General features: G+C 62.9%; 21 protein-coding genes and 1 tRNA gene. 12 read left to right on the plus strand and 10 right to left on the minus strand.

Annotated elements, in window-relative coordinates; genetic code table 11:
* Positions 1–8: 8 nt before the first annotated feature.
* Together C1M53_RS12375 and tsaD are read right to left on the minus strand one after the other, a co-directional pair.
* Positions 9–1,007 (minus strand): NAD(P)H-dependent glycerol-3-phosphate dehydrogenase, encoded by a 999-nt coding sequence (locus tag C1M53_RS12375; RefSeq protein WP_129412519.1) that lies wholly within the window; start codon positions 1,005–1,007, stop codon positions 9–11.
* Complete coding sequence (gene tsaD, locus C1M53_RS12380; RefSeq protein WP_207213129.1) at positions 1,004–2,089, minus strand: tRNA (adenosine(37)-N6)-threonylcarbamoyltransferase complex transferase subunit TsaD; 1,086 nt, start codon at positions 2,087–2,089, stop codon at positions 1,004–1,006. The genes C1M53_RS12375 and tsaD overlap by 4 nt, the downstream gene beginning before the upstream one ends.
* A 109-nt stretch (positions 2,090–2,198) precedes the next feature.
* On the opposite strand from tsaD, the gene hemC reads away from it, so the two are divergent.
* The 6 genes from hemC to C1M53_RS12410 all read left to right on the plus strand — a co-directional run bounded on the left by hemC (position 2,199) and on the right by C1M53_RS12410 (position 8,131).
* On the plus strand, positions 2,199–3,125 hold the full coding sequence (gene hemC / locus C1M53_RS12385) for a hydroxymethylbilane synthase (protein WP_129412521.1): 927 nt from the start codon (positions 2,199–2,201) through the stop codon (positions 3,123–3,125).
* Positions 3,126–3,151: 26 nt separating this feature from the next.
* The gene (locus tag C1M53_RS12390; RefSeq protein WP_129412522.1) at positions 3,152–3,868 is read left to right on the plus strand and encodes a uroporphyrinogen-III synthase; all 717 of its coding nucleotides are present in this window, start codon (positions 3,152–3,154) and stop codon (positions 3,866–3,868) included.
* Positions 3,869–3,965: 97 nt separating this feature from the next.
* A complete protein-coding gene (locus C1M53_RS12395) occupies positions 3,966–5,336 on the plus strand; it encodes a COG4223 family protein (protein ID WP_129412523.1) in 1,371 nt (456 codons plus the stop codon).
* Positions 5,337–5,340: 4 nt separating this feature from the next.
* Positions 5,341–6,873, plus strand: a complete 1,533-nt coding sequence (locus C1M53_RS12400; protein WP_129412524.1) for a heme biosynthesis protein HemY — start codon at positions 5,341–5,343, stop codon at positions 6,871–6,873.
* Positions 6,874–6,918: 45 nt separating this feature from the next.
* Complete coding sequence (locus tag C1M53_RS12405) at positions 6,919–7,401, plus strand: TerB family tellurite resistance protein (protein WP_129412525.1); 483 nt, start codon at positions 6,919–6,921, stop codon at positions 7,399–7,401.
* Positions 7,402–7,417: 16 nt separating this feature from the next.
* Positions 7,418–8,131, plus strand: a complete 714-nt coding sequence (locus C1M53_RS12410) for a glutamine amidotransferase (RefSeq protein ID WP_245488531.1) — start codon at positions 7,418–7,420, stop codon at positions 8,129–8,131.
* A gap of 13 nt (positions 8,132–8,144) precedes the next feature.
* Here C1M53_RS12410 and C1M53_RS12415 read toward each other — a convergent pair whose 3' ends face one another.
* The 3 genes from C1M53_RS12415 to C1M53_RS12425 all read right to left on the minus strand — a co-directional run bounded on the left by C1M53_RS12415 (position 8,145) and on the right by C1M53_RS12425 (position 11,317).
* Positions 8,145–9,386 (minus strand): MFS transporter, encoded by a 1,242-nt coding sequence (locus C1M53_RS12415; RefSeq protein WP_129412527.1) that lies wholly within the window; start codon positions 9,384–9,386, stop codon positions 8,145–8,147.
* Between the two features lie 145 nt (positions 9,387–9,531).
* Positions 9,532–10,632, minus strand: a complete 1,101-nt coding sequence (locus C1M53_RS12420; RefSeq protein WP_129412528.1) for an aminotransferase class I/II-fold pyridoxal phosphate-dependent enzyme — start codon at positions 10,630–10,632, stop codon at positions 9,532–9,534.
* 109 nt (positions 10,633–10,741) lie between these two features.
* A complete protein-coding gene (locus tag C1M53_RS12425) occupies positions 10,742–11,317 on the minus strand; it encodes a TetR/AcrR family transcriptional regulator (protein WP_165358129.1) in 576 nt (191 codons plus the stop codon).
* Between the two features lie 138 nt (positions 11,318–11,455).
* On the opposite strand from C1M53_RS12425, the gene C1M53_RS12430 reads away from it, so the two are divergent.
* Complete coding sequence (locus C1M53_RS12430) at positions 11,456–13,528, plus strand: 3-hydroxyacyl-CoA dehydrogenase NAD-binding domain-containing protein (RefSeq protein WP_129412530.1); 2,073 nt, start codon at positions 11,456–11,458, stop codon at positions 13,526–13,528.
* Between the two features lie 35 nt (positions 13,529–13,563).
* Here C1M53_RS12430 and C1M53_RS12435 read toward each other — a convergent pair whose 3' ends face one another.
* On the minus strand, positions 13,564–15,267 hold the full coding sequence (locus C1M53_RS12435) for a hybrid sensor histidine kinase/response regulator (RefSeq protein WP_245488532.1): 1,704 nt from the start codon (positions 15,265–15,267) through the stop codon (positions 13,564–13,566).
* A 653-nt stretch (positions 15,268–15,920) separates the two neighbouring features.
* Between C1M53_RS12435 and C1M53_RS12440 the strand changes: the two genes are divergently transcribed.
* From C1M53_RS12440 to C1M53_RS12450, 3 genes are all read left to right on the plus strand, one after another.
* The gene (locus C1M53_RS12440; protein WP_129412531.1) at positions 15,921–19,193 is read left to right on the plus strand and encodes an autotransporter domain-containing protein; all 3,273 of its coding nucleotides are present in this window, start codon (positions 15,921–15,923) and stop codon (positions 19,191–19,193) included.
* Entirely contained in the window at positions 19,193–19,741 is a 549-nt protein-coding gene (locus tag C1M53_RS12445) for an invasion associated locus B family protein (protein WP_129410845.1), read from the plus strand. The genes C1M53_RS12440 and C1M53_RS12445 overlap by 1 nt, the downstream gene beginning before the upstream one ends.
* A gap of 123 nt (positions 19,742–19,864) precedes the next feature.
* The gene (locus C1M53_RS12450) at positions 19,865–20,488 is read left to right on the plus strand and encodes a response regulator transcription factor (protein ID WP_245488533.1); all 624 of its coding nucleotides are present in this window, start codon (positions 19,865–19,867) and stop codon (positions 20,486–20,488) included.
* An 81-nt stretch (positions 20,489–20,569) separates the two neighbouring features.
* On the opposite strand, the gene C1M53_RS12455 is transcribed toward C1M53_RS12450, so the two are convergent.
* Positions 20,570–20,645: transfer RNA gene (locus C1M53_RS12455), tRNA-Ala, on the minus strand.
* Between the two features lie 237 nt (positions 20,646–20,882).
* Between C1M53_RS12455 and C1M53_RS12460 the strand changes: the two genes are divergently transcribed.
* Together C1M53_RS12460 and C1M53_RS12465 are read left to right on the plus strand one after the other, a co-directional pair.
* Positions 20,883–21,173, plus strand: a complete 291-nt coding sequence (locus C1M53_RS12460; RefSeq protein WP_129412533.1) for a YggT family protein — start codon at positions 20,883–20,885, stop codon at positions 21,171–21,173.
* A gap of 109 nt (positions 21,174–21,282) precedes the next feature.
* Positions 21,283–21,870: a hypothetical protein gene (locus C1M53_RS12465; RefSeq protein ID WP_129412534.1), complete on the plus strand. Its 588-nt coding sequence runs from the start codon at positions 21,283–21,285 to the stop codon at positions 21,868–21,870.
* Positions 21,871–21,914: 44 nt separating this feature from the next.
* Here the strand turns inward: C1M53_RS12465 and ppa are convergent, their stop codons facing one another.
* The 3 genes from ppa to C1M53_RS12480 form a co-directional block, all read right to left on the minus strand.
* The gene (gene ppa / locus C1M53_RS12470; protein WP_054310325.1) at positions 21,915–22,451 is read right to left on the minus strand and encodes an inorganic diphosphatase; all 537 of its coding nucleotides are present in this window, start codon (positions 22,449–22,451) and stop codon (positions 21,915–21,917) included.
* Between the two features lie 185 nt (positions 22,452–22,636).
* Positions 22,637–23,143: a GNAT family N-acetyltransferase gene (locus C1M53_RS12475; RefSeq protein ID WP_129412535.1), complete on the minus strand. Its 507-nt coding sequence runs from the start codon at positions 23,141–23,143 to the stop codon at positions 22,637–22,639.
* Between the two features lie 88 nt (positions 23,144–23,231).
* Complete coding sequence (locus C1M53_RS12480; RefSeq protein WP_129412536.1) at positions 23,232–23,882, minus strand: TPM domain-containing protein; 651 nt, start codon at positions 23,880–23,882, stop codon at positions 23,232–23,234.

Raw genomic sequence — 23,882 nt, forward strand, 5'->3', positions numbered from 1 at the left:
ATTTCGGTTTAGTCGGTTTCCGTTTTCAGTGGCCGGGTCATCAGCATGGAAACGGCTTCGCCGATGCTGATGGCGCCTTCCAGAATGGCAGCGACGGCGGAGATGATTGGAGCGTCGATGCCTTGTTCGGCGGCAAGGCGGGCTGCGATCGCTGCCGTCGGCACCCCTTCGGCCAAAGGGCGGCCGGCGAGCGTTTCGCCGCGTCCCAGCGCGAGACCATAGGCAAAATTGCGCGACTGCGCCGATGAACAGGTCAGCATGAGATCGCCAAGGCCGGAAAGCCCCATCAACGTCTCCGGCTTGGCACCGAACGCGATGCCGATGCGGCGCAGCTCGACAAAGCCGCGCGTCACCATGGCGGCCTGCGCACTGGCGCCGAGACCCGCACCGTTCACGGCGCCCGCTGCGAGTGCGAAAACATTCTTCAACGCACCGCCGATTTCGACACCGACAAGATCGTCGCTGGAATAGCAACGCAGGTTGCGCGCCGAAAACAGCGCCGCGAGCTCGGCTGCCAGAACTTCTTCACGTGCCGCCACGACAACGGCGGTCGGCAGGCCCTTGGCAACATCCGTGGCGAAGCTCGGTCCGGACAGGGCTGCGATCGGGTTGTCGGGCAGGATCTCGCCGGCAATTTTGGAAAGCAGCGCGCCGGTGTCGCGTTCGATGCCCTTGGCGCACAAAACCACCGGAATGGCTTTGGCAACGTATGGTCTGGCTTCGGTGAGAACCTGGCGCAGCGACTGCGCCGGCGTGACGGCGAGGACACAATCGGTTCCGCCAAGCACCTCAGCCAGCGATGAGCTCGCCTCGATACCCTGATCGATGGCGATGCCGGGCAGATAGCGCGGGTTCTCGCCTCGGCGGATGGCGGACACCATTTCCGCGTTACGTGCCCACAAGGACACCCTGTGGCCGGCGCGCAGCATGGCCTGCGCCAGTGCGGTGCCCCAGGCTCCGCCGCCCAATACGGCCATGTGGCGGATAGTTGCTTGCCGTTCGCTCATGCCTTGGCTCCTCGTCTGCCAGAGCCCACCACCGGCGCCGACACCGCGTCGAGCGGCCAGCGCGAACGCGGCACGAAGTCGAAGGCATCGTCTTCTTCAAGGTTTGCATTCAAACGTTCGATGCCTGCCCAGGCGATCATTGCCGCATTGTCGGTGCACAGTTTGAGCGGCGGCGCGACAAAGCGGAAGCCTGCCTTGTGGCAGAGCGTCTCCAGCGTCGCCTTGATCATCCGGTTGGCTGCAACGCCGCCGGCAACGACAAGGGCAGGCTGCTTTTCGTCTGGAAATTCCGTCTTGAAACGGGCCAATGCCCGCGAAACACGGTCCGCCAGCGCATCGGAAACGGCTGTCTGGAACGAGGCACAGACGTCGGCGACGTCCTGTTCGGTCAGCGGCGCTATCGCCTGTGCGGCCTGGCGCACAGCAGTCTTCAGCCCGGAAAAGGAGAAATCGGGCTGAGCCGAACCCTTCATCGGGCGTGGAAAGGCAAAGCGGGTCGGATCGCCCGCCACGGCAGCCTTCTCGACATTGGGACCGCCGGGATAAGGCAGGCCCAGCATCTTGGCGGTCTTGTCGAAAGCTTCGCCGAGGGCATCATCGATGGTTGTCGCCCAGCGCTGGTAATCGCCGACACCGGCGACCCGTACGATCTGCGTGTGCCCGCCGGACACCAGGAGCAGCAGGTAAGGAAAGGCCAGGCCGTCGGTCAGGCGGGCGGTCAAGGCATGGCCCTCGAGGTGATTGATGGCGAGCAGCGGCTTGCCGGCTGCTGCTGCAATGGCCTTTGCGGTCATCAGGCCGACGATCAGGCCGCCGACAAGGCCAGGGCCTGCCGTCGCTGCGATGGCGTCGATATCACGCAGATCAGTGCCGGAATCGGCAAGGGCCGCTTCGACGATGCCATCCAGGGCCTCGACATGGGCGCGGGCGGCGATCTCGGGCACGACGCCGCCGAATGCCGCATGCTCGGCGATCTGGCTGAGCACGACATTGGACAGGATTCGCGGCGCGGAAGCGCCATCCAGCGCCACGACGCTGGCCGCCGTCTCGTCACAGCTCGTCTCTATGCCCAGAACGCGGATCAATTCGCCGCAAACCTCGATGATTGCCGATCAGCGACTTCCCCGTTAGGAGGAAGGCAGGATATCCGGAGCTCAGGCTCCGAGCCGGGGTTATCACGGACCGCGCTTGATGCAAACAACCTTGAAGATTGGAACCCGAGGCAGCCTTCTGGCGCTGGCACAGGCGCATGAAACGCGCGACAGGCTGATGGCGGCGCATGGATTGCCTCAAGAGGCGTTCGAAGTTGTCGTCATCTCGACCAGTGGCGACCGTATCCAGGATCGGCCGCTGTCGGAAGCCGGCGGCAAGGGTCTCTTCACCAAGGAGATCGAAGAGGCACTGCTTGACGGTCGTATCGACATCGCTGTGCACTCGTCCAAGGACATGCCGACGACGCTGCCGGATGGGCTGGAGCTGTCCGCCTTCCTGCCGCGCGAGGATGCCCGGGAAGCGTTCATCAGCCGGAAAGCGTCTCGTATCGCCGACCTGCCGACGGGAGCCAAGGTGGGTTCCTCATCGCTCAGGCGCCAGGCCCTGATTCGCCGGATGCGCCCCGATCTTGATGTCGTCCTGTTCCGGGGCAATGTGCAGACAAGGCTGCGCAAGCTGGACGAGGGTGTCGCTGATGGCACCATTCTCGCTCTGGCCGGACTGAAGCGGCTCGATCTGGAGCATATCGCCACCGACGTGATGTCACTGGAAGCGTTTCCGCCCGCGCCGGGCCAGGGTGCCATCTGCATCGAAAGCCGTATCGGCGATGCGGAAACGGGCGTCATGCTGGCTGCCATCCACGATGTTCCGACTGGCCAGGCGCTGGCTTGTGAGCGCGCTTTCCTTGCCGCACTGGACGGTTCGTGCCGCACGCCGATTGCCGGCTACGCGACGGTTGCCGCCGGCCAACTGTCTTTCTCAGGCATGATCCTGACGCCCGACGGCAGCGACGTCCGCGCGGTGGCGCGAAACGGGCTCGGCGTGGACGCGGCGGCAATCGGTGCCGAGGCCGGGGCGGATGTGCGGGCGCGCGCCGGCGGGCATTTCTTCGAAGGCTGGAATTGATGGCTGTCGAGGCGGAGCGGCATTGAATGAAGCGCGTGCTGGTGACGCGGCCGGAACCCGGCGCCGGCCGGACTGCGGCTCGGCTCCGTGAGCGCGGCTTCGAGCCGGTGGTGCTGCCGCTTTCGGAAACGCGCGTGTTGCCCGTTGTTCTGGAAACTCGCCCCGAGACCATCTCTGCCCTGCTGGTGACCAGCGCCAATGCCGTGCGCCATGCACCGGCAGACATGCTGGCCCAGCTTGCGGACCTGCCTTGCCATGTCGTTGGGCCCAAGACGGCCGACGCCGCACGCGCAGCCGGGCTTTCCGTTGTCGAAACCGGATCCGGCGATGCCGGGCAACTGGCAGAACAGATCGCGCCGGCGCTTGCCGGCAAGACCGCTGCTTACCTGTGCGGGCGTGTCCGTTCCGCGGATTTCGAAGCATATCTTGCCGGGAAAGCCGTCACGGTGCTGCCCATCGAGACTTATGACACGTTGCCGGTCGACTATCCCGGCAAGGTCGCGGCGACCCATCTGGCTGGCCAGCCGGTCGCCGCGGTGCTGCTCTACTCTGCGAAGGCGGCGCAGGCCTATTCGACATTGGTGCAGCGACCGGAATTGGCGCGCTATTTCGAAGAAACGCGTGTCCTGGCGCTGTCGGTACGTGTTGCAAGCGCTGTCAGCGCCGGTTTCCCGGGGCGTCTGGTGGTTGCGACGAGGCCGGACGAGGACGCCTTGCTGGCGCTGCTCGGCACCGCGGAATGAGGCTGCTTCATCATACCGCCCCTTTTCACAGCTTGGAGGTGTGGTAGACCGTTTTTAGCCTGCCGCCTGACGGTCCGAACCATTTGGGAGCCGAAGCATGGTCAAGACGCCCAAGACGCGCCATTCCAGGAGCCGTCGCGAACCGGTGACGATCGATCTCGATCCAGCCGATGTTTCGCGGCTGGGCGACAAGGGCCGGCCCGACACCGGCAAGCAGCCGGAAGAGGTCTTGGGCAAACAGGCGGACGTTTCGGAAACCGAATCGCCAAAGGAAATCCCGGCAGGCGCTTCTGAAGCCAGCCCGGCAACGTCCGAGACTGAAGCTACCCGTAGTTTCGATTACGATTTCGGCGAGAGCGATATCGGGACGCAGCCGAAGGCGCCCGAGCAGAAAACTGAGCCCGAAGCGCCGAAAGCCACAGACAGCGACAAGACGAACGGGGGCTTCGTGAACAGTCAGCCTGTGGAACCGAAACGGGGCGGCATCGGTGCCCTCGCCGCGGGTGTGATCGGCGGTGTGGTCGCCCTCGCCGGGATGGGCGCCCTGCAGGCCACTGGTCTGTTCGGCTCCTCCGCAGCGAACGGCGAAATTGCGCAGCTCAAAAGCGAGATGGCTGCGCTCAAATCCAACCCCGGGCCAGATGTTACGGGTGATCTCGCCGCGGCGCTCGATCAGGTGAAGACAGATGTCGCCGCGTTGAAGGCGGCGCCGGCCGCGGGTGCCGACGAAGGGCATGTGAAAGCGCTTTCCGACAGGATTGCCGAACTCGATACGGCACTCACCGCCTTGCGCAACGAAAGTGGCGCGGCAGCCGTCGATCTTGGACCGTTGAACAGCAAGATGACGACGCTGGACGCGCAGATGCAGTCTGCGGAGCAGGCCGCCGCCGCGCTGGACGGCCGTCTCGGTATTGTCGAGCAGCAGGCCTCACAGCTTGCCGGCAAGGTGGATGCGCAGGCTTCGCAACCGAAGATCGCGCTGGCCATCGCCGCATCGGCGCTAAAGGCCGCGCTCGAGCGCGGCGCGCCGTTCACCGCGGAACTCGAGACGTTCGCCGCGGTCCGGCCGGATGCGCCGCAGATCGCGACCTTGCGCGCCTATGCCGAAAAGGGCATCCCGAGCCGCATCGACATCGCAGCCGGCATGGGCGACGCCGCCAATGCGATGGTTTCGGCGGCGACGCCCGTCGATCCCGACCAGAGCGTATTCCAGCGGCTGCTGACCAGCGCCGAATCGCTGGTGAAGGTCCGCCCGATCGGTGCCGTCGAGGGCAAGGGCGCCCCGGAAACCGTGGCGCGCATGGAAGTCGCGGTGAACCAGGGCGACTATGCCAAGGCGCTTTCCGAGTTCGACACGCTGCCCGATACGGCCAAAGCCGCTGGTGCCGATTTCGCAGGCAAGCTCAAGGCCAGGCAAGAGGCGGAAGCGGCGGTGAACGAGCTGGTATCCGGCGCAATGAAGGGGTGACGAGATGATCCGCATCCTCTTCTATCTGGCAATCATATTCGCCCTTGGATTGGGTTTTGCGTGGCTGGCCGACCGGCCCGGCGAAATGGTCGTCACCTTCTCCGGCTACCAGTACCAGGTCAGCCTGATGGTGGCTGCGGTTGCCGTGGTGGCGGTCGTGGCCGCGGTGATGCTTACCTGGTGGCTGCTCAAATCGATCTGGAACAGTCCGTACGCGATCGCCCGGCATTTCCGGGTGCGCCGCCGCGATCGCGGCTATCAGGCGCTGTCGACCGGCATGATCGCCGCGGGCGCCGGCGACGGCGCGCTGGCGCGACGCAAGGCCAAGGAAGCGGTCAAGCTGATCCGCTCCGACCAGGAACCGCTGATCAATCTGCTCGATGCACAGGCCTCGCTGCTGGAAGGCGACCATGACGGTGCCCGACAGAAATTCGAGGCCATGCTCGACGATCCCGAAATGCGGTTGCTTGGTCTGCGTGGGCTCTACCTCGAAGCCGAACGGCTGGGCGATCGCAACGCGGCCCGCCACTATGCCGGCCGTGCCGCCTCGGTGGCGCCGCAACTGGCGTGGGCCGCCGAAGCGACAATGGAAGAACTGGCAGCTCGTGGCGACTGGGATGGTGCCCTGAAGCTGGCCGATGCGCAAAAGTCGAGCCGCCAGGTCGAACGCGATGTCGCCAATCGGCGTCGCGGCGTGCTTTTGACCGCCAAGGCCGAAGCCCTGATGGACAGCGATATCGCCGGCGCCAAGGCGGCGGCACTCGAAGCGAACAGGCTGCTGCCGGAATTCACCCCGGCGGCGATCGTTGCCGCCAAGGTGCTTTTCAAGCAGAACGACCTGCGCAAGGGTTCAAAGATCCTCGAAACGGCATGGCGGGCTGAGCCGCATCCCGATCTCGCCGATCTTTATGTCCATGCCCGACCGGCCGATGCCGTGCTCGACCGCCTTGGCCGTGCCCGGAAACTGCAGGAGATGAAGAAAAACCACGCCGAATCCTCACTTGCGGTGGCGCGCGCGGCGCTTGACGCCCAGGATTTTGCACTGGCTCGCGAAGAGGCCGAGGCTGCAGCCCGCATGCAGCCCAGCGAGGGCATTTATCTGCTGCTCGCCGATATCGAAGAGGCCGATGGCGGCAACCAGGGCAAGGTGCGGCAGCTGCTCTCGCAAGCGGTGCGCGCCCCGCATGACGCCGCCTGGGTGGCCGACGGCGTCACCGCGGAACGCTGGGCGCCGATTTCACCAGTGACCGGGCGGCTCGACGCCTTCGAATGGCGTGGCCCGGTGGAACGCGCCGGCAGGCTCCTCGAAGCAAGCCGGCCGGTTCCGAACGTGGCGCCGCCTTCCCTTGCCGGACCCGAGCGCGACGACGACGATGTCGTCGTGGTGGACGCAGAAACCGTGCCGGTTTCAAACGGCCCGACGACAGCCCGTCCTGTCCCTGCGGCCGACCCTGACGAGGCGCCACATCAGCCCGACGATCCCGGTGTCGGCCCCGACGATGAAGTTGAAAAGCCGCGCCGTTTCCGGCTGTTTTGAAAAGCCATGACTTGATCGCGCTCCGGAAAGGACCAGATTATCCCTATGTTCGAACGTGTCCTGTCCTTTCTGAAAGAGCTTCCTTCCGCCGCTGCGCATAGCCGTGCCCGGCCGGACGGCCCCCGTGTTGCGGCAGCGGCGCTGCTCTATCATGTCATGAGTGCCGACGGCGTGCGCCAGGATGTCGAGTGGGAGCGGTTCAAGGCCATCCTCGCCGAGACGTATTCCGTCGAGGGCCAGGAACTGGAAGCCCTCGCGGCAGCCGGCGAGAAGGCCGACAATGAGGCGATCGACCTCTATGCCTTCACCAGTGTCCTCAAGCGCGATCTCGATCCTGAGCAGCGCAAGGCCTTCATCGGCCTGATGTGGGAAATCGTCTACGCGGACGGCGAGCTGCACGAGCTCGAAGACAACACCGTCTGGCGGGTGGCCGAGCTGCTCGATGTCGAGCGGGTTGACCGCGTGGCGGCACGGCGCAAGGCGGCAGCCGAGGTTCCGGGAGCCAAGGGCAGCGCGAACGACGAATGAGCAGGGCCGGACATTCGTGAAAGTTGACCAGCGGCCCCGCATCCTGATCGTCCTGCATCAGGAAAGCTCCAGCCCTGGGCGTGTCGGCCACATGCTTATCGAGGCGGGCTATCAGCTTGACATACGCCGTCCGCCGCTTGGCGATCAGCTTCCGCAAACGCTCAGCCAGCATGCCGGTGCCGTCGTGTTCGGCGGTCCGATGAGCGCCAACGACCATCACGAGGAATTCGTGCTGCGTGAAACCGATTGGCTGGCGGTACCGCTCAAGGAGGGCAAACCTCTGCTGGGCATCTGCCTGGGTGCGCAGATGCTGGTCAATCACCTCGGCGGCAAGGTCGATGGCCACCGTGACGGGCTTGTCGAGATCGGCTGGTATCCGTTGCGTGCCACCGAGGAGGGCAAGAGGCTGATGCATTGGCCGGAAATGGTCTACCACTTCCACCGCGAAGGTTTTTCGTTGCCGAAGGACGCAACATTGCTCGCAACCTCCGACAACTATCCCAACCAGGCCTTTCGCTACGGCGACAAGGCCTGGGGCATCCAGTTCCATGGCGAGCTGACCCGCATGATGATGCAGCGCTGGGTGGTGCATGGCGCGCATCGCTTCGAACTGCCGGGTGCTCAGCCCGGCCGCGACCACCTCGGCGGCCGGCTGATCTGGGACATGCACCTGAAGCGCTGGCTGGGCGAATTCCTGGAGAGGATATTCGGTCGCCCAGCCGCCCGCTGATCGAAAAATTCGCCTATTCCCGAATGTCGAGGCGGCGCACCTTGCGCAAATCCGGGAAGAGCGCTGCCCAGATCCCGGCCACCACGACGGCGCCGAGGCCGCCGATGACCACCGCCGGCACGGTGCCGATCAGCGCCGCCATGGTGCCGGCGCGGAATTCGCCGACTTCGTTCGAAGCACCAACGAAAACCTGGTTGACGGCATTGACGCGGCCGCGAACCTCATCCGGCGTCCACAGCTGGATCAGCGTCTCGCGGATATAGACGCTGACCATGTCAGTGGCGCCGAGCAGCGCGAGCGCGACAATCGAGAGCCAGGTGATGCTGGACAGGCCAAACACGGCCGTGACGGCGCCGAACACCGCGACGAAGAACAGCATGACCGCACCAGCATGGTCACGCAACGGATGGCCGGCCAGCCAGACGGCGACGCACAGGGCGCCGATTCCGGGAGCCGAGCGCAGCATCCCGAGACCCCAAGGCCCGAGGTCGAGGATATCGCGGGCATAGACGGGCAGCAACGCGGTCGCGCCGGAAAGCAAGACCGCCACCAGGTCGAGCGAAATCGCGCCCAGCACGACCTTCTCACGCCAGATGTAGTGGAAACCTGCAAACAGTGTCGCCAGGCTGGGCTTGTCGGTTTCGCTGCGTTGTGCGGGTTTTGGAATGCCAAGGATCAGCAGGAGTGCGAACAGCATCAGCACGGCGGCGGTGCCATAGGCGATCTCCGACGACAGGCCGTAGAGCAGGCCGCCGGCAACCGGACCGATGATTGTCGCGGTCTGCCAGGCAGACGAGTTCCAGGCAATCGCGTTGGCGAAGTCCTTCGGTGGCACCAGGTTGGCGACCAGCGAAGCCGAGGCGGGGCCGAAGAAGGCACGAGCGATGCCGAACAGCAGCAGCACGCCGAAGACCGGCAACGGCGAATAAAGCCCGTGCCAGGTCAAAAGCAACAGCACCAGTGCGCAGGCAGCCTCCATCAGTGTTGCCAGCGCCATGATCCTGCGGCGGCCGAAACGATCGGCGACGACGCCGGTGACCAGAACCAGCAGCAGCGACGGCAGGAACTGCACGATGCCGACCAGGCCGAGGTCGAACGGATCGCGGGTGAGGTCGTAGATCTGCCAGCCGACCGCTACGGAAACGACCTGTGTGGCAAAGGTCAGCAGGAACCGTGAAGCCCAGTAATTGCGGAATGCCGCGTGACGGAAGGCAGCATAACGCTGATCCGGAGACGGTCGGGATTCGGGAGACATCGAATTCAGCCCTTGGTGGTTTACACAGGCCGGCCGGGCTCTTCCACCATGGGCGCTGTTCCGGTCCGGGAGCTATAAACCAGTTTGCGGCGTCGCGGCGGATAATTTTCGCCGTGCATGCGATCGGGATGAAAAGTCTGTCCTGTCAGTCGCGTAGTGCCGTCGAGATGGCGGCGAGACCGCCGCGAAGTTCGTCGGCGGTCGGCCAGCCGAAACCGACGCGGAAGAAGCTCTTCGGCATCTCGAACCAGTGGCCGGGGCCGACATAGGTGCCATGTTTCTCGAGCAGCCTGGTGTAGAAGGCGTCGAGATCGAAATCAGGGGCAACGTCGATGCGCGGGAAACCGACGACACCGCCTGACGGTTGCACCCAGTCGGCCAGGGGCTCGTTGTCGATCCACTCCTGCACGATGGCACGTCGCGCTGCCATCTCAGGCAGCAATCTGCCGAGAAAGACATCGCGCTGTTCCAGCATGACGCGGGCGATCGCTTCATCGATGACGCTGCCGCAGATGCCGATCTGTTCCTTGGCCGCCAGGAATTTTTCCTGCAGCGCGCTATCGCGCGTGATCAGCCAACCGATACGGATACCGGGAATGCCGAAGGCCTTGGACAGCGAGGAGACGCTGATGGCGCGTTTGCTGAGCGACGCGGCGGCGGGCAATCTGGTGCCATAGCTGAGATCGCGATAGGTCTCGTCGACCAGGAGATAACAGCCGTGTTGCTCCGCAAGCGCGATCAACCGGTCGAGATCGGCGCGGCTCATCATCGTTCCGGTCGGATTGTGCGGGCAGGTGACGCTGATGTAGCGGGTCTCGGGTCGCAATGCGGCGACAATGCGCTCGATATCGATGGTGAAACCATCCTCGAAAGCGAGATCGATGTAGCTGATGGCGCAGCCGATCGCTTTGGGGGTCTCGATGTTGGTGGCGTAGTTCGGCCGCACCACGACCAGGTGGTCGCGTTCCGACAACAGCGTCGTGGCGATGATGAACAGTGCGCCGGCCGCGCCCGCAGTGACCAGCACATCATCCGATGTCAGGCCGTTGTCCTGGGCCGCGATCAGCTCGCGCAAGGCCCGGTCGCCGCGATGTTCACCGTAGAAGAGGGTGAGGTCCGGCAGCTTGATCCCGATATCGGAAAGCTTCTGGTCGGCGATGGAGCTTTCGGAGAGATTGTAGCGGATGCGGTCGTAGCCGTATTCCTCCGGTGCTTCTTTCTCGATCACCATGCGCGCGTAGTTCATCGACAAGCCTCCACCCCGGGGCATCCACGAGGACGCTCCGGCACTTTGATTTTCACGCAAACCTAGGAGAGAAGGCTTGCGCGAAACAATCCCTGCTCGAGTTCTTGGGTCAGCTTCTCGGCTGCAGGCCCGAAACGACAAGGGCGTAATATTGCAGGGCGAAGTCGACGGCGCGGGTTTTGCCCTCCGGCCGGAACCAGCGCACCATCCAGTTCATCAAGGACAGGATCGCACGGGCCGCGGTGGCGACATCGTCGATGGCGAAGGCGCCGCTGGCCTTGCCGTCGGCGAGCAGGGTGCGCAGCAGCGCTTCATAGCGATCCCGCAGCGCCAGCTGCTGTTCAGTCCAGTGGTTCTTTTCGATGCCGCCGAAGCCATGCAGCATGACGACGAATGCGGCGTGGTTGCCTTCGAGGAATTCCGCCTGCGCGCGCATGAAGGCCTTCAGCCTGTCAGGTGGGGTTGCTGCTGCATTCACTTCGGTGCTGACGGCGGCGTATTGCCGTTCCAGAAGGTCGATCATCATCTCGTCGAAGATGTCCTTCTTGGTCGGGAAGTAGTGATAGACGGCTGCCTTGGTGACGCCGACCGCCCGCGCGACATCGTTGAGCGAGGCGCCTTCGAAACCATGCGCGGCGAAAAGTTTCGCCGCGGCATCCAGGATGGTGGCGCGCGGCGCCGGCATGCTCGGTGGCCGACCGACCGGCGCTTTCGCTGACTTGACCTGATCGGACTGTTGACGGGGCATGGGTCAAGTTTTATTACCGGCCAGCCGGTTTGTAAATATGAGCGGTATCGCCTGCGCAAGGGAAGAGGTGCGACCATGGCTGAAGCAGCTTCGTCCGAAAACAAGGTGAGCGTGGAGCATCGCGGCGGCGTCGCGATCGTCACGATCGACAACCCGCCGGTGAACGCGTTGTCGTTTTCGGTGCGCAAGCCGCTGCATGATACGCTTGTCAGGCTGCGCGACGACGCGGCCACGGCTGCCATTGTCCTGACCTGCGCCGGCCGCACTTTCATTGCTGGTGCCGACATCACCGAATTCGGCAAGCCGATGCAGGACCCGGACCTGCGCGCGCTGATCGCGCTGCTGGAAGCGATCGAAAAGCCGACGGTCGCTGCCATCCACGGCACCGCCTTGGGCGGCGGGCTGGAGCTGGCACTTGGATGTCATTTCCGGGTTGCCGACAAGGCGGCCAGGCTTGGCCTGCCGGAAGTGAAGCTCGGCCTCCTGCCCGGTGCCGGCGGCACGCTACGCCTGCCAGCCCTTGTCGGTCCGCTCAAGGCGCTGGATATGATCACGTCCGGTACGCCGATCGCAGCCAGCGAGGCGCTCGAAGCGGGTCTCGTCGACACGCTCGCCACCGACGGGCTCGTTGCCGATGCTGCTGCCTTTGCAGCGGTCAAGGCCGCGGAAGGCGGGCCTTTCGTTGCCGTGCGGAGCCGGCGCGACAAGATCGAAGCCGCTGACCGCGAGCAGCTGGAAGCCCGGATCAAGGCGGTTATCGCCAAGGCCAAGGGTCTGCGGGCGCCCGTCGCCTGCGGGGAAGCGGTGCGCAACGCCGTGCTTCTGCCTTTTGATGAGGCCCTGGCCGCGGAACGCGCGCTGTTCGTCGAGCTGGTCACCTCGGATCAGTCCAGGGCGCAGCGGCACCTGTTCTTCGCTGAGCGCGAGGCAGCCAAGGTGGAGGGTGTCGACAAGTCGGTGAAGCCGCGGGCCATCCGCCGGATCGGCATCATCGGCGCCGGCACCATGGGTGGCGGCATCGCCATGGCTTTCGCCAATGGCGGCATTGCCGTCACGCTGGTCGAGGCGGCACAGGAGGCGTTGCAACGCGGGCTCGAGCGCATCGAGAAGAACTATGCGATCTCGGTTTCGCGTGGCTCCCTGAGCGAGGCCGCCAAGGCGGCACGCATGGCGCTGCTCTCCGGTACCACGGACTATGCGGCGCTTGCCGACTGCGACCTGATCATCGAGGCGGTGTTCGAGGACATGGCGGTCAAGAAAGAGGTGCTCGCGTCGATCGACAAGGTGGCCAAGCCGGGCACGATCATTGCCACCAACACTTCCTACCTCGACGTCAATGCACTGGCCGCTTCCGTCAGCCGGCCTCAGGATTTCGCCGGCATGCATTTCTTTTCGCCGGCTAACATCATGAAGCTGCTGGAGATCGTGCGTGGCAAGGACACGGCTCCGGATGTTCTGGTGACGCTGCTGTCGCTCGCGCGCTCAATCGGCAAGGTGCCGGTGGTGGTCGGCGTCTGCCATGGTTTCGTCGGCAACCGCATGCTGACGGCACGTGGCGCCGATGTCGAAGCCCTGCTGCTGGAGGGAGCGAGCCCGGCGGACGTCGACAAGGCCTTCACCGATTTCGGCTGGCCGATGGGACCCTTCCAGATGTGGGACCTTGCAGGGCTGGACATCAGCTGGCGCAACCGCAAGGCGCTGGGCAAGACAGCGCTGATCGCCGACTGGCTGTGCGAACAGGGCCGTTTCGGCCAGAAGACCGGCCGCGGTTTCTACCTCTATGCCGATGGCCGCACCGCGCAACCAGACCCGGAACTGGCCATCCACATCGCCGATGAAGCGAAGCGGCTCGGTATTGCGCCGCGTGTCATCTCGGCCGAGGAGATCATCGAACGCACGCTCTATCCGCTGATCAACGAAGGATCGCGCATCCTGGAAGAAGGAATTGCCGCGCGCGAATCCGATGTCGACCTGGTCTGGGTCAACGGCTATGGCTTCCCGCTCGGCAAGGGCGGGCCGATGTTCTGGGCACGCCAGAAGGGACTGTCCGGGATCGTCGATCGCCTGAGCCATTGGCATGAGAAGACGGGCAAGGACGTGTTCAAGCCATCGGATTGGCTGAAGGCCGCGGAAATGTCGGCCAGGTAGCATGCTCGCATGCCACGCTGCTGACTTGCCGCCAGTCAGTCGCTTGAACCGGTCAGCAACAGCGTCGTCAGCGTCGATCGCAGTTCGGCGGGCCGAACGGGTTTCGACAATATCGGGATGTCGATGTCGTCGACGTCCGCACGTACTCTGGCCTCGTCATGTCCGGTCATGATGATGGCGGGTATGGTGCGTTTCTTGAGCGTGCGAACGCGCGCGATGCAATCGCTTCCCGTCTGCCTGTTGCCCAGATCGTAGTCTGTCACCAGCACGTCCCATTCACCGGGTTTGGTCGGCGGTTCTAGCTCTGCCTGGGGAATGCAACCCCATTTCTCCAGCAGGGCGGCGGTCGCGAGCAGCACCTCCTTGTCGTCTTCGACCAAAAGGACACGGAGACCGTGGAGACGCGCCGGGGCGACCGGATCCACCTGCGCTGACTGTTGTGCCGGCTGCGCGACAATCGGCAAGCCGGTTATGGAGACGCCCGTTCCCTTGTACTTCCTGGATCGGATATCGACTGTGAGGCCCATCAGCCTGCCGAGGCGCTGAACGATGGGCAGGCCGAGCCCGACGCCTTCGACATCACGGTCGCCGCGTTCCCGCACCCGGTAGAATTCCTCGAACAGGCGAGGCAGATGTTCTTCCGCGATGCCGTCGCCCCGATCATAGACGTCAATGGACAGCCTGTCCCCGTGACGGCGGCAACCGACCAGAACGGGTCTCCCTGGGGCGTATTTGATGGCGTTGTTGACGATGTTCTGCACCATCGTGGTGAGCAGGGTTTCATCCGTGTCGACGTAGCAGGCTGATGGTACGACGCGCAGCGTCACCTTTGACCAGGCGGCGACATGAGCATTCTGGCGCACGACCTCGTTGATCACGTCGCCGACCGCGACAGGTCGTCTCTCCGGAGTGACGCTGCCGCTGTCCAGCGTGGAAATGTCCAGCAGCGATCGAAACAAGCTGGAAACGCTGTGCAGCGAACGGTCGATATTTTCGACCATCTTGCGCGCCTCGCGCTTCAATCCAGCGTCGGAAAGCCAGGCCGTGTAGAGGCTGATGGCGTGGATAGGCTGGCGCAGATCATGGCTCGCCTGCGCCAGGAAACGCGACTTGGCCAGATTGGCTTCCAGCGCCTGCGCATAAGCCGTCTGCAGCCGCTTCTGAAGACCGTAGATATAGGCCGGCACAAGGATGATGGTGAGCAGCAGCGTCAGGACGACAAAGGGGTTTGCCTGCATGTATTCGTTGAACAGAGCCGCCACCGATATCGATGCCAGCGCACAGAAGGTGGCGGCGATGAGATAGTGTGAACCGTAGCGCAGGCCGTTTCCGACAGTGACCCATAACACCATGGCAAAGACCGGAACGGTAATCGCTCCACCGACTGCCATGGCAAACGTCATGGCCAGGTAATCATTGAATATCGTGAAGACTCTTCTCTTGAAGTTGTACCCCGGATATTTGTCTATGTGCCAAAGAAGCGCCCACGACCCCGGTATATACAGCAGCGTATAGATAACCATCGCCGCGACGATCCAGTTCACGTAAGCACCGGTCACGAGCAGGGTGGTCAGCACGTAAGCGTCGATCGGCGGGACGGTGACCACACGCATGACGGCTTGGCCACGTTCAGCATCCGTGTTTTCGACGCCGTTCCCGACCAGCCACCGGAACTGGTCGCGCAACCTGCCGAACACATTGAGGCTAACAGCTGAGGTGTCTGGTACCGTCATGGTCATCGGCATTCCTCGCTGCTTTCGTGTGGATAGTGCGCGGCAGAAAGACATGGCCGTTGAGGAGGGCGACCTGGACGTCGCCTGACATGCGGGCAGTCGGCGCGATCATCATGTTCCACCCGCCGGGTCGAACATGATGGACAGATTGTCCTCTTCGAAGCGTCTTTCCGCGCGGCAACATCATCAATCCGATGGTTGCCCGGGGGCGGTTCGAAGCTGGGGCCGCACTTTGACCGGGCTCGCTGGTGGCTCCAGGTCGGCAAGGCGCCAACGTCGCCTTGCCTCCGAAACAGGTCTCGCGGTGCCGATGACCTGCTTGTGCCTTCGTCGTCCCGGCTTCTCTTTCTGAGATGATTTTTGTTCTTGTTGGCTGGTCCTAGTCGCGCTCCTTCATGCGGGGTGAGAACCAGTTGTGATTCTTATAGGAACCAGATTCTGAGGCGATACAGCAGTGGGGCTGTGCGCAAGCGTTGTCTCCAGCGCTGCTTGTTCCGTATTCCCGCCACCGGCGACTAGGACACCTGTCGCAATTGTTCCCCGGTTGCAGCGCAGGCAAAATTTGATCGTTGCGGTTGATCGTGATCGTCAGGCGGGCGGGCTTGGACGGTCGCGTTTTGTTGCAGAGCAGATTTCTTGCATCGAACGAGGGACGTGTCTTGATCGGAAAAACGATCGGAAAATCCGGCGCAGCGCGCTGGACCAAAATTCTTCTGGCTTCCACAATCCTGGGCAACGGCGCTGCCGGCATCGCATCTTTGGTTGCGTTGTCTGTTGCGATGGCGGCGACGGGCGGGATCAGCCCGGCATTCGCGCTCGATCCCAACGACACGGTCATCGACACGCCGGGCACATATTCCTGGTCGACGGGTCAGACATTCCAGGATGATCTGATCATCGGCCTGGAGAACAAGGGCATCGCGGCCACCGTGAGGGATGGCGCGAAGATCTATGTCCAGAATCGGGCGATCATCGCTGGCATGGCAGGGTCGCAGGCAACCCTTACGGTAAGTGGTCCAGGAAGCGAACTGAATGTTATTCGTACGAACGACATACTGGGCAACACCCTTTATGTCGGCGGCGGCTGCAACGGTTATTCGGTCATGTGCGTCTACGGCGGTGACGGCACACTGGTCGTCGAGAAGGGCGGCAAGGTCGACGCGAAATGGACCCGTATCGGCGATGGCCAGAAGAGCAGGGGAGACCTTACCGTTACCGGTCAGGGGTCCCTTCTCAGCACCGACGAGCTCTATGTCAGGACATGGATCGACAATGCCAAGGGCAGCACCTTAACGATCAGCGATGGTGGTTCCATCGCCACCAATTACGTTTCGACGGGTGGTGACGGCGGTGACAATTCCTACGGTTCGAACGTGTTCATCACCGGAGGGGGCTCGAAGTGGATCAACACCGGCACTTTCGAACTGGGAGGCGACATGACCGTCGAAGACGGCGGCCTCCTGAGCACCTCCACACTCAAGGTGGGGAACAGCTCCATCGGCGAAAACACGCTGTACATCACGGGCGACAAGTCCTCGGTAAATGTCTCAGGCGTTCTTCGCATGGGACCCGGCAATGTCTCGGTTGCCAACGGAGCCAATCTGAATGTGGTTGGCGGGATCGATCTGTCCGAGGACAATGGCTACGTGACGATCGGTGGCAAGATCGACATGGAAAGCTTTACCGACGAACCGAAAGCGCTTGATCCCCAGGCTGCGGGTCACATCAACAAGGACGCGGTCATCACGTTCGGGTCGGGAGACAATGAAGGTGGACGTCTTGTCTTCAATCATACCGAGACGGGGTATGATTTCTCGAACACGTTGGTCGGCAATGGTGTGATCACGGCCTTGCATGGTGAAACCGTTCTGACCGGTGATCTCACGCGGTTTTATGCAACCAACAGCTATGGCGGGATCGTCATCGACGGCAAGGATGCCAGGCTGGTCCTCAAAACGGACCTTGGCACGGCTGGAGCGGCTATCGATTCAAACAAACTCTCGCCTTACATCAGCCGAATGCAGGTCAGGGAAGGCGCCCTGGTCCTGGGCGGACAGACGGGTCAGGTGGTTACCAATTTCCTGGGCTCGGAAACCTATACGAGCAAGGTGGAGGTTTGGGGCGAAAGCATAAACACAGCTCGTAATGTGCCGACCGCGATCGGAAGGCTTGAAGGTTGGGGTACGATAGGCGGCCTTGCCGTGGACAAAAATGCGGTTGTGTCGCCGGGAACCTCCGACAGCCGGATTGGCACGATTGTTGTCAAAGGGCAGGCGCAGTTCGCCACGGGTTCGTTGTACGACGTTGATATCGCGAGCAATGGTGCAAGCGATAGGCTCGTCGTGGAAACACTGAAACAGTCATCCGGCTTCGATGGTAATGGAAACCCGATGACCGTCGATGGTCTGGGGACAGTCTATATCGCCAGCGATGTGAATGTTCGGGTCACTGCATTGGACGCAGCTACAAGCTATCAGTCCGGTCAGACCTATACGATCCTGACGGCGGCGGGCGGCATTACGGGCCAATTTGCGCAGGCGATTTCGCAGTCGGCCTTCCTGGACGTGTCGCTGGATCAGCAAGCCAATCAGGTCGACCTGAAGATCAAGGTGAAGGACACCGGCAACCCCGGCGAGCCTGGAAATCCGGGCGAACCTGGCAACCCAGGCGAACCTGGAAATCCGGGTGAGCCCGGTAACCCCGGCAATCCTGGCGAGCCCGGTAATCCTGGTAACCCAGGCAATCCCGGCGAACCGAGCAAGCCTTCGCGTCCCGGTCCGAATGTCAGCGGTCCGTTCGATGATGTGACCGAGACGCACAACCAGTACGAGACGGCGGTCGCCCTGAACTCGCTGCCGCAAAATGGAAGTTCGCTGGCGCTCTACAACACATTGCTGTTGTTGAATGCCGCTGAAGCCAACGCTGCATTCAACCTGCTGTCTGGCGAGGTGCATGCGTCGGGTGCGACCGCGCTGATCAACTCCTCGCAATATGTGCGCAATGCAGCCAATGACCGCGTCCGTGCCGCCTTTGGCGATGTCGCCGCAGCCTCGCTGCCGGTCATGGCCTATGGTCCCGACGGCAAGGACATCGAAGCAGCTACCACCGCCAGGACCGCAGCCTGGGGCCAGGTCTTCGGTGCCTGGAGCAGCATCGACGGCGACGGCAATGCGTCCCGCATGAAGCAGTCGACCGGCGGCTTCATCACCGGCATCGACACCGAGCTTGCAGAAGCCTGGCGTGTCGGTGTGCTCGCCGGCTACAGCCGCACCTCCTTCGATGCCAAGGATCGTTCGTCGTCCGGCGACAGCGACAACTATCACCTCGGCCTCTATGGCGGCACGCGCTGGGGTGCGCTGGCCCTGCGCACCGGGCTGTCCTACACCTGGAGCAACATCGAGACCGGTCGCACCGTCTCCTTCCGCGGCTTCAATGACGGGCTGTCGGCCGACTATGATGCCGGCGCCTTCCAGGCCTTCGGTGAACTGGGCTATCGCCTCGATGCGGCCGGTGCTGCCTTCGAGCCGTTCGTCAACCTCGCCCATGTCAGCCTGCACACCGACGGCTTCACCGAAAAGGGTGGTGCGGCAGCCCTCAGCGCCGAGGCGCAGACCACCAACACCACCTTCTCCACGCTCGGCCTGCGTGCCTCGACCGACTTCATGCTCGGCTCGGTCGCGGCATCAGCCAACGGCACGGTCGGCTGGAAGCATGCCTTCGGTGATACCACGCCGTTCTCGAAGGTCGGCTTTGCCGGTTCCAGCCTGTTCACGGTGACCGGTGTGCCGATCGCCAAGAACACCTTCGTGCTGCAGACCGGCCTCGACATGAAGGTGACCGACAACGCTACGCTCGGCATCTCCTACAATGGCGAGTTCGGCTCCGGGTCGTCGACCAATGGCGTCGACGCAAGGCTCGGCATCCGCTTCTGATGCCACACATCAGACTGCTTTTCGGCGCGGCGGCCTTCCTGGCTGCCGCGTCTGCCGCTTCCGCCCAGGAACAGCAGCCGGCCGCCGGCCCGGCCACCGCTGCCGGTGGTCCGTCGTCTCTGTCGGAGACCTATGAGGACTGGCGCGTCGCCTGCGTGGCGGCGCCCGAGAACAAGAAGCAGTGCGCCTTCTCGCAGGCACAGGTCAGCCAGAACGGCCAGCGTGTGCTCACCATCGAGCTGACGCCTGCCGATGATGGCGGCCTGAAGGGGCTGCTGGTGATGCCGTTCGGGCTCAATCTCGACAAGGGCGTCACCTTCTCGGTCGACGACACGCCGCCTGGCAAGCCGTCGCGCTTCCGCACCTGCCTGCCTGGCGGCTGTGTCGTGCGGCTCACCTTCACGCCGGCAACCACCAAGGCGCTGAAGACCGGCACCGCGCTGAAACTCGGCGCCTTCGCTTCCGACACCGAAAAGGACGTCGCCTTCTCCATCTCCCTCAAGGGCTTCAACAACGCACTCGAAAGAACCATGCAGCTGGGGAAATAGTTTCTCCAGGCAATCCGGAAAATTATATTAGGAAATACTAATAATAATACATCTGGACTAGAAATGTTTCATAATACACATGGCACTGCTATTTGACCGATTGGTCAATATTTGGAGGGGTCTTTGCGAGGCGATCGAGTCATACTCGCCGATGATCATCCGCTCTTTCGGGAGGGCATACGCCGGCTGTTGCAAAGAGTGGTGCCGCAAGCCGAAATAATCGAAGCCGACGATCTTGTTCAGATGCTTCAGCTTGCCCGCAGGGGAGAGCCGCCGAGCACCTTCATCATCGACCTCATCTTTGCGGGGAAAAGCGTCGAGCCGGACCTTCCGGCGCTGCGGCGGGAGTTCCCGCGGTCTTCGATCATCTTTGTCTCGATGGTCCAGGACCGCGCCATCGCTGAACGGATCATGGGCAAGGGCGCGGATGGATTTATCTGCAAGAGCCTGAGGCCGCTGCAGATCATGGCCGGTATCGCAGCGGTACGCGACGGCGAGAGGATCATCTTGATCGAACCCGACGCCAAGGACATGCCGGAGCCGAAGGATGATCTTTCAGCGCTGACATTCAGGCAGCGCGAAGTGCTGCGGCTGCTCTCTGCCGGCCGAACCAACAAGGAGATCGGTCAGGCGCTCCACATTTCGCCCTATACCGTGCGTGCCCATGTTTCCGCTTTGCTCAAGACCCTCGGCGTGTCCTCGCGGACGGCAGCGGTGTCGAAGGCCAAGTCGTCAGGGCTGATCTGAAAACCAATGTGACGCTTGGGCTGCGCGGGGCCGAAGGCGGCGCCAGGAAAATCCGAAAATTTGCAAAGTCAGGAGTTCCGTTGGTGGAGCTGAGGGGGATCGAACCCCTGACCTCGTCATTGCGAACGACGCGCTCTCCCAGCTGAGCTACAGCCCCGTCCAGCGGATGGCGCATTTATGAGGCGCCGCGTTACACTGTCAAGCGAGCTTTTGGACGACAGTCCGTCGTTGCGGCGCGCCTGGCGGCGGACGATCTTCGGTGCCGTGGTTGCAGTCAAAGGTTATGACCGCCCTTCCGCGTGGCCTGAAAATTCCGAGAAACCGCCGCAAGCTCGCCCGGCTCTTGCCGCACCCGTGCGCAATCGCTAAATGTCGGCAACACTTGGAGACCTGCATGATCGCCCTCATTCAAACCGTCGTTCTGGCGCTTGACCTCTACTGGTGGATCATCATCGCCTCGGCCATCTTTTCGTGGCTCTTCGCTTTCAACGTCGTCAATCCGCGCAACCAAGTGGTCAACACGATCGGCAACGCGCTTTATCGGCTGACCGAACCGGCCCTGCGCCCCATTCGCCGTATCCTGCCGGACCTGGGCGGAATCGACATTTCGCCGATCATCCTTCTGCTGATTCTGTTCTTCCTGCGCCAGTTCATCCTGACGACCATAGCTCCTGCGCTCGTCTAGCTGCTGCGATGGGCGAAGTCATTCGCCTGCGCGGAAGCGATCTGGTCTCGGCGTGGCGCAGGCGTGATTTTGGCGATATGGTGCGGGCGTCCTTCAGCCGGAGAACGTCATGCGCAGCATTCTGACCTTTCTCGTTCTTGCCGGTCTGTGCCAATCCGCGTCAGCCGGCCAGATTTCAAGCACCTACACAGACCTGGTCACCGAAAAGGACTGCCTGACCTATGCGAAGGCCGGCGAGAACGACGGCGACTGGGCGGACCTTTCCTGTTCAGGCTATCGTGGCTACCCCGTTCTGCTTGGCTATGACGATGCGCGCGAGTCCGTGTTCTACGGGTTTCCGCCCGCGGACATGACGTCGAGCTGGGAGAGTTTCGTCGGCTTCAACAGCGCCGGGCCGAAGGTGGAGTGGCGGGTGGACACAACCGGGGATGTCTCGGTTCCGTTCGCCGCGATTCACCGGCGATCCGTCAACACTGGCGATGATGGCACGAAAAAGACCGACGTGCTGGTGGTGGCGAAGGTCGCCCAGATGGAAGGCCGTGAGGGCTGCACGGTCGCGCTCGTCGCCGCCGGCAGTCCCAATGCCAATGAGGAAGCGCGCAAGATAGCCGACGAGAAAGCACGTTCCTTTGCCTGCGGAAAAGATACGCGCATCACCATTGGCGACGTCCCGGCCTTCGGCCGGGTCGACAATTGAAGGCGCTGGCGACCCAAACGTCCACGAGCGCCTGAAAGCGCGGCCTACTTCTTGGCTGCCTTGGCGCGTTCGATGGCTTCGACGATCATCTTCTTGGCATAGGCCGCATCGTGCCAGCCGCCGATCTTCACCCACTTGCCGGGTTCGAGATCCTTGTAGTGCTCGAAGAAGTGCTCGATCTGCTTGAGGGTGATCTCCGGCATATCGGTGTAGTCGAACACCTTCTCGTAGCGCTTGGTGATGTGCGACGACGGTACCGCGATCACCTTCTCGTCCTGGCCGGCGTTGTCTTCCATGATCAGGACGCCGATCGGGCGCACGTTGATGACGCAGCCTGGCACCAGCTCGCGCGTGTTGCAGACCAGCACGTCGATCGGGTCGCCGTCGCCGGAGAGCGTGTGCGGCACGAAGCCGTAATTGCCGGGATAGCGCATCGGTGTGTAGAGGAAGCGGTCGACAAACAGCGTGCCGGCTTCCTTGTCCATCTCGTATTTGATCGGCTCGCCACCGACCGCTACCTCGATGATGACGTTGACGTCTTCCGGCGGATTCTTGCCGATCGATATCGCCTCGATGCGCATGGGCTACCCTCGCTTTGGCGCTGTCCTGAAGGGCTCTGTCATCAGGGCATGCGCAAGATGAAACGGCTTGCCGGGCGCCCCGCGCATGCGGGATCCGGCAATCGGGCACCGAATAACGGGCGAAACGGCTTTGTGCAATGCGGCAATGCGTGTGGACAGCGACGAGCCTAGGCTCGACGGTCAGGTCAATCCCAGACGAAAGCGACTTTCTTCAGCGCCTTCTGTTCGAAGATCTCGACACCTTCGGCGATATCGCGGCCACCTTCGCCGCTATAGAAGGCGAGCGCATTCTGGTTATCTTCCAGCGCCCAGACGACGAGGCCGTTCAGGCCATGATCGGCAAGCTTGCGGCGTGCGGCCGAGAACAGCCTGCGGCCAAGGCCGATGCCCTGGTATTCCGGGCGCAGGTAAAGTTCGTAGATCTCGCCCTGCTGGCGCAGTTCGCGGGCACGATTGCGGCCGACGGTCGCATAGCCAGCGATCGTCCCGCCGATTTCCACGACCAGCACGGTGGCAGCCCGGCGGATGGCGTTCGACCACCAGTCTGAACCGCGGCGATTGATCATCGCCGTCAGCGTCTTGTGCGGGATGATACCGCTATAGGCGCCTCGCCAGGCCTCGAGATGCACGTCGGCAATCGCGGCCGCGTCTTGCGGCTCGGCCCTGCGGATGTCGATGGTCAACGTGTTCATGGTTTGTTAACCATAGACCCGGTCGGCAGACTTGCAAAGAGTCCGGCTTGCTTTCGCACAAGCGAAAATGCTGGGCCAAAAAGCTGGCTTAAATCTCGACCAGATGGTCGTCGAGTTCGTTGACGTCGCCGGGGCCGACCGGGAAATGTTCCGCCAGTACGGAGCCAACTGCGCCGATGGCATTCACGAAACCGTCGGCCAGGCGATCATCGCCGGCATGGGCGGTCAGGTCGCGCACCACACCGTCCCAGACGTGCTGGCCGACTTTGGCGTCGATGCCGCTGTCGGCGACCACTTCGGCATAACGTTCGGCGATCGAGACGAAGATCAACACGCCGGTTCGCGCAGCGGTGCGATGTACGTTGCGCGCCAGGAACTGCTTGACCGCATTGGCATGCGCTGCCTTGTAGCGTTGCCGGCGAGGCACGAAATGGATGCGCAGGCTCGGCACCAACCACAGAAGCACAAACAGGCTGATAGCGGCCACTGCCTGCACGATGAGGAAATGCGGCAGGCGTACGCTCAGCCACAAGGCTTCCAGCACGTAGCCGAAAGCGATGCTGACGGCGAACAAGGCAAGTGCTGCGGTGAAGGCCGCCTGGAAGAAATATCCGTCGCTCGAGCGTGCCACCACGCAGTAGATCTCGCCGCTTGTCGTTTGCTCCGTAGCGCGGATCGCCTGCGCGATACGCTCATGGTCGGCGTGGGTGAGGGCCTGGGTTGGAGAACGTGTCGCCAT

Origin of the sequence: Mesorhizobium sp. Pch-S, from assembly GCF_004136315.1 — a bacterium.
In the GTDB taxonomy this organism is placed as follows: Bacteria; Pseudomonadota; Alphaproteobacteria; order Rhizobiales; family Rhizobiaceae; genus Mesorhizobium.

Bases quoted from the DNA above. Each gene is read 5' to 3' on its own strand.
- C1M53_RS12375 (WP_129412519.1), bottom strand. From the start codon at position 1,007: ATGAGCGAACGGCAAGCAACTATCCGCCACATGGCCGTATTGGGCGGC.
- hemC (WP_129412521.1), top strand. From the start codon at position 2,199: ATGCAAACAACCTTGAAGATTGGAACCCGAGGCAGCCTTCTGGCGCTG.
- C1M53_RS12390 (WP_129412522.1), top strand. From the start codon at position 3,152: ATGAAGCGCGTGCTGGTGACGCGGCCGGAACCCGGCGCCGGCCGGACT.
- C1M53_RS12395 (WP_129412523.1), top strand. From the start codon at position 3,966: ATGGTCAAGACGCCCAAGACGCGCCATTCCAGGAGCCGTCGCGAACCG.
- C1M53_RS12400 (WP_129412524.1), top strand. From the start codon at position 5,341: ATGATCCGCATCCTCTTCTATCTGGCAATCATATTCGCCCTTGGATTG.
- C1M53_RS12405 (WP_129412525.1), top strand. From the start codon at position 6,919: ATGTTCGAACGTGTCCTGTCCTTTCTGAAAGAGCTTCCTTCCGCCGCT.
- C1M53_RS12415 (WP_129412527.1), bottom strand. From the start codon at position 9,386: ATGTCTCCCGAATCCCGACCGTCTCCGGATCAGCGTTATGCTGCCTTC.
- C1M53_RS12420 (WP_129412528.1), bottom strand. From the start codon at position 10,632: ATGAACTACGCGCGCATGGTGATCGAGAAAGAAGCACCGGAGGAATAC.
- C1M53_RS12425 (WP_165358129.1), bottom strand. From the start codon at position 11,317: ATGCCGGCGCCGCGCGCCACCATCCTGGATGCCGCGGCGAAACTTTTC.
- C1M53_RS12430 (WP_129412530.1), top strand. From the start codon at position 11,456: ATGGCTGAAGCAGCTTCGTCCGAAAACAAGGTGAGCGTGGAGCATCGC.
- C1M53_RS12435 (WP_245488532.1), bottom strand. From the start codon at position 15,267: ATGACCATGACGGTACCAGACACCTCAGCTGTTAGCCTCAATGTGTTC.
- C1M53_RS12445 (WP_129410845.1), top strand. From the start codon at position 19,193: ATGCCACACATCAGACTGCTTTTCGGCGCGGCGGCCTTCCTGGCTGCC.
- C1M53_RS12460 (WP_129412533.1), top strand. From the start codon at position 20,883: ATGATCGCCCTCATTCAAACCGTCGTTCTGGCGCTTGACCTCTACTGG.
- C1M53_RS12465 (WP_129412534.1), top strand. From the start codon at position 21,283: ATGCGCAGCATTCTGACCTTTCTCGTTCTTGCCGGTCTGTGCCAATCC.
- ppa (WP_054310325.1), bottom strand. From the start codon at position 22,451: ATGCGCATCGAGGCGATATCGATCGGCAAGAATCCGCCGGAAGACGTC.
- C1M53_RS12475 (WP_129412535.1), bottom strand. From the start codon at position 23,143: ATGAACACGTTGACCATCGACATCCGCAGGGCCGAGCCGCAAGACGCG.
- C1M53_RS12480 (WP_129412536.1), bottom strand. From the start codon at position 23,882: ATGGCGACACGTTCTCCAACCCAGGCCCTCACCCACGCCGACCATGAG.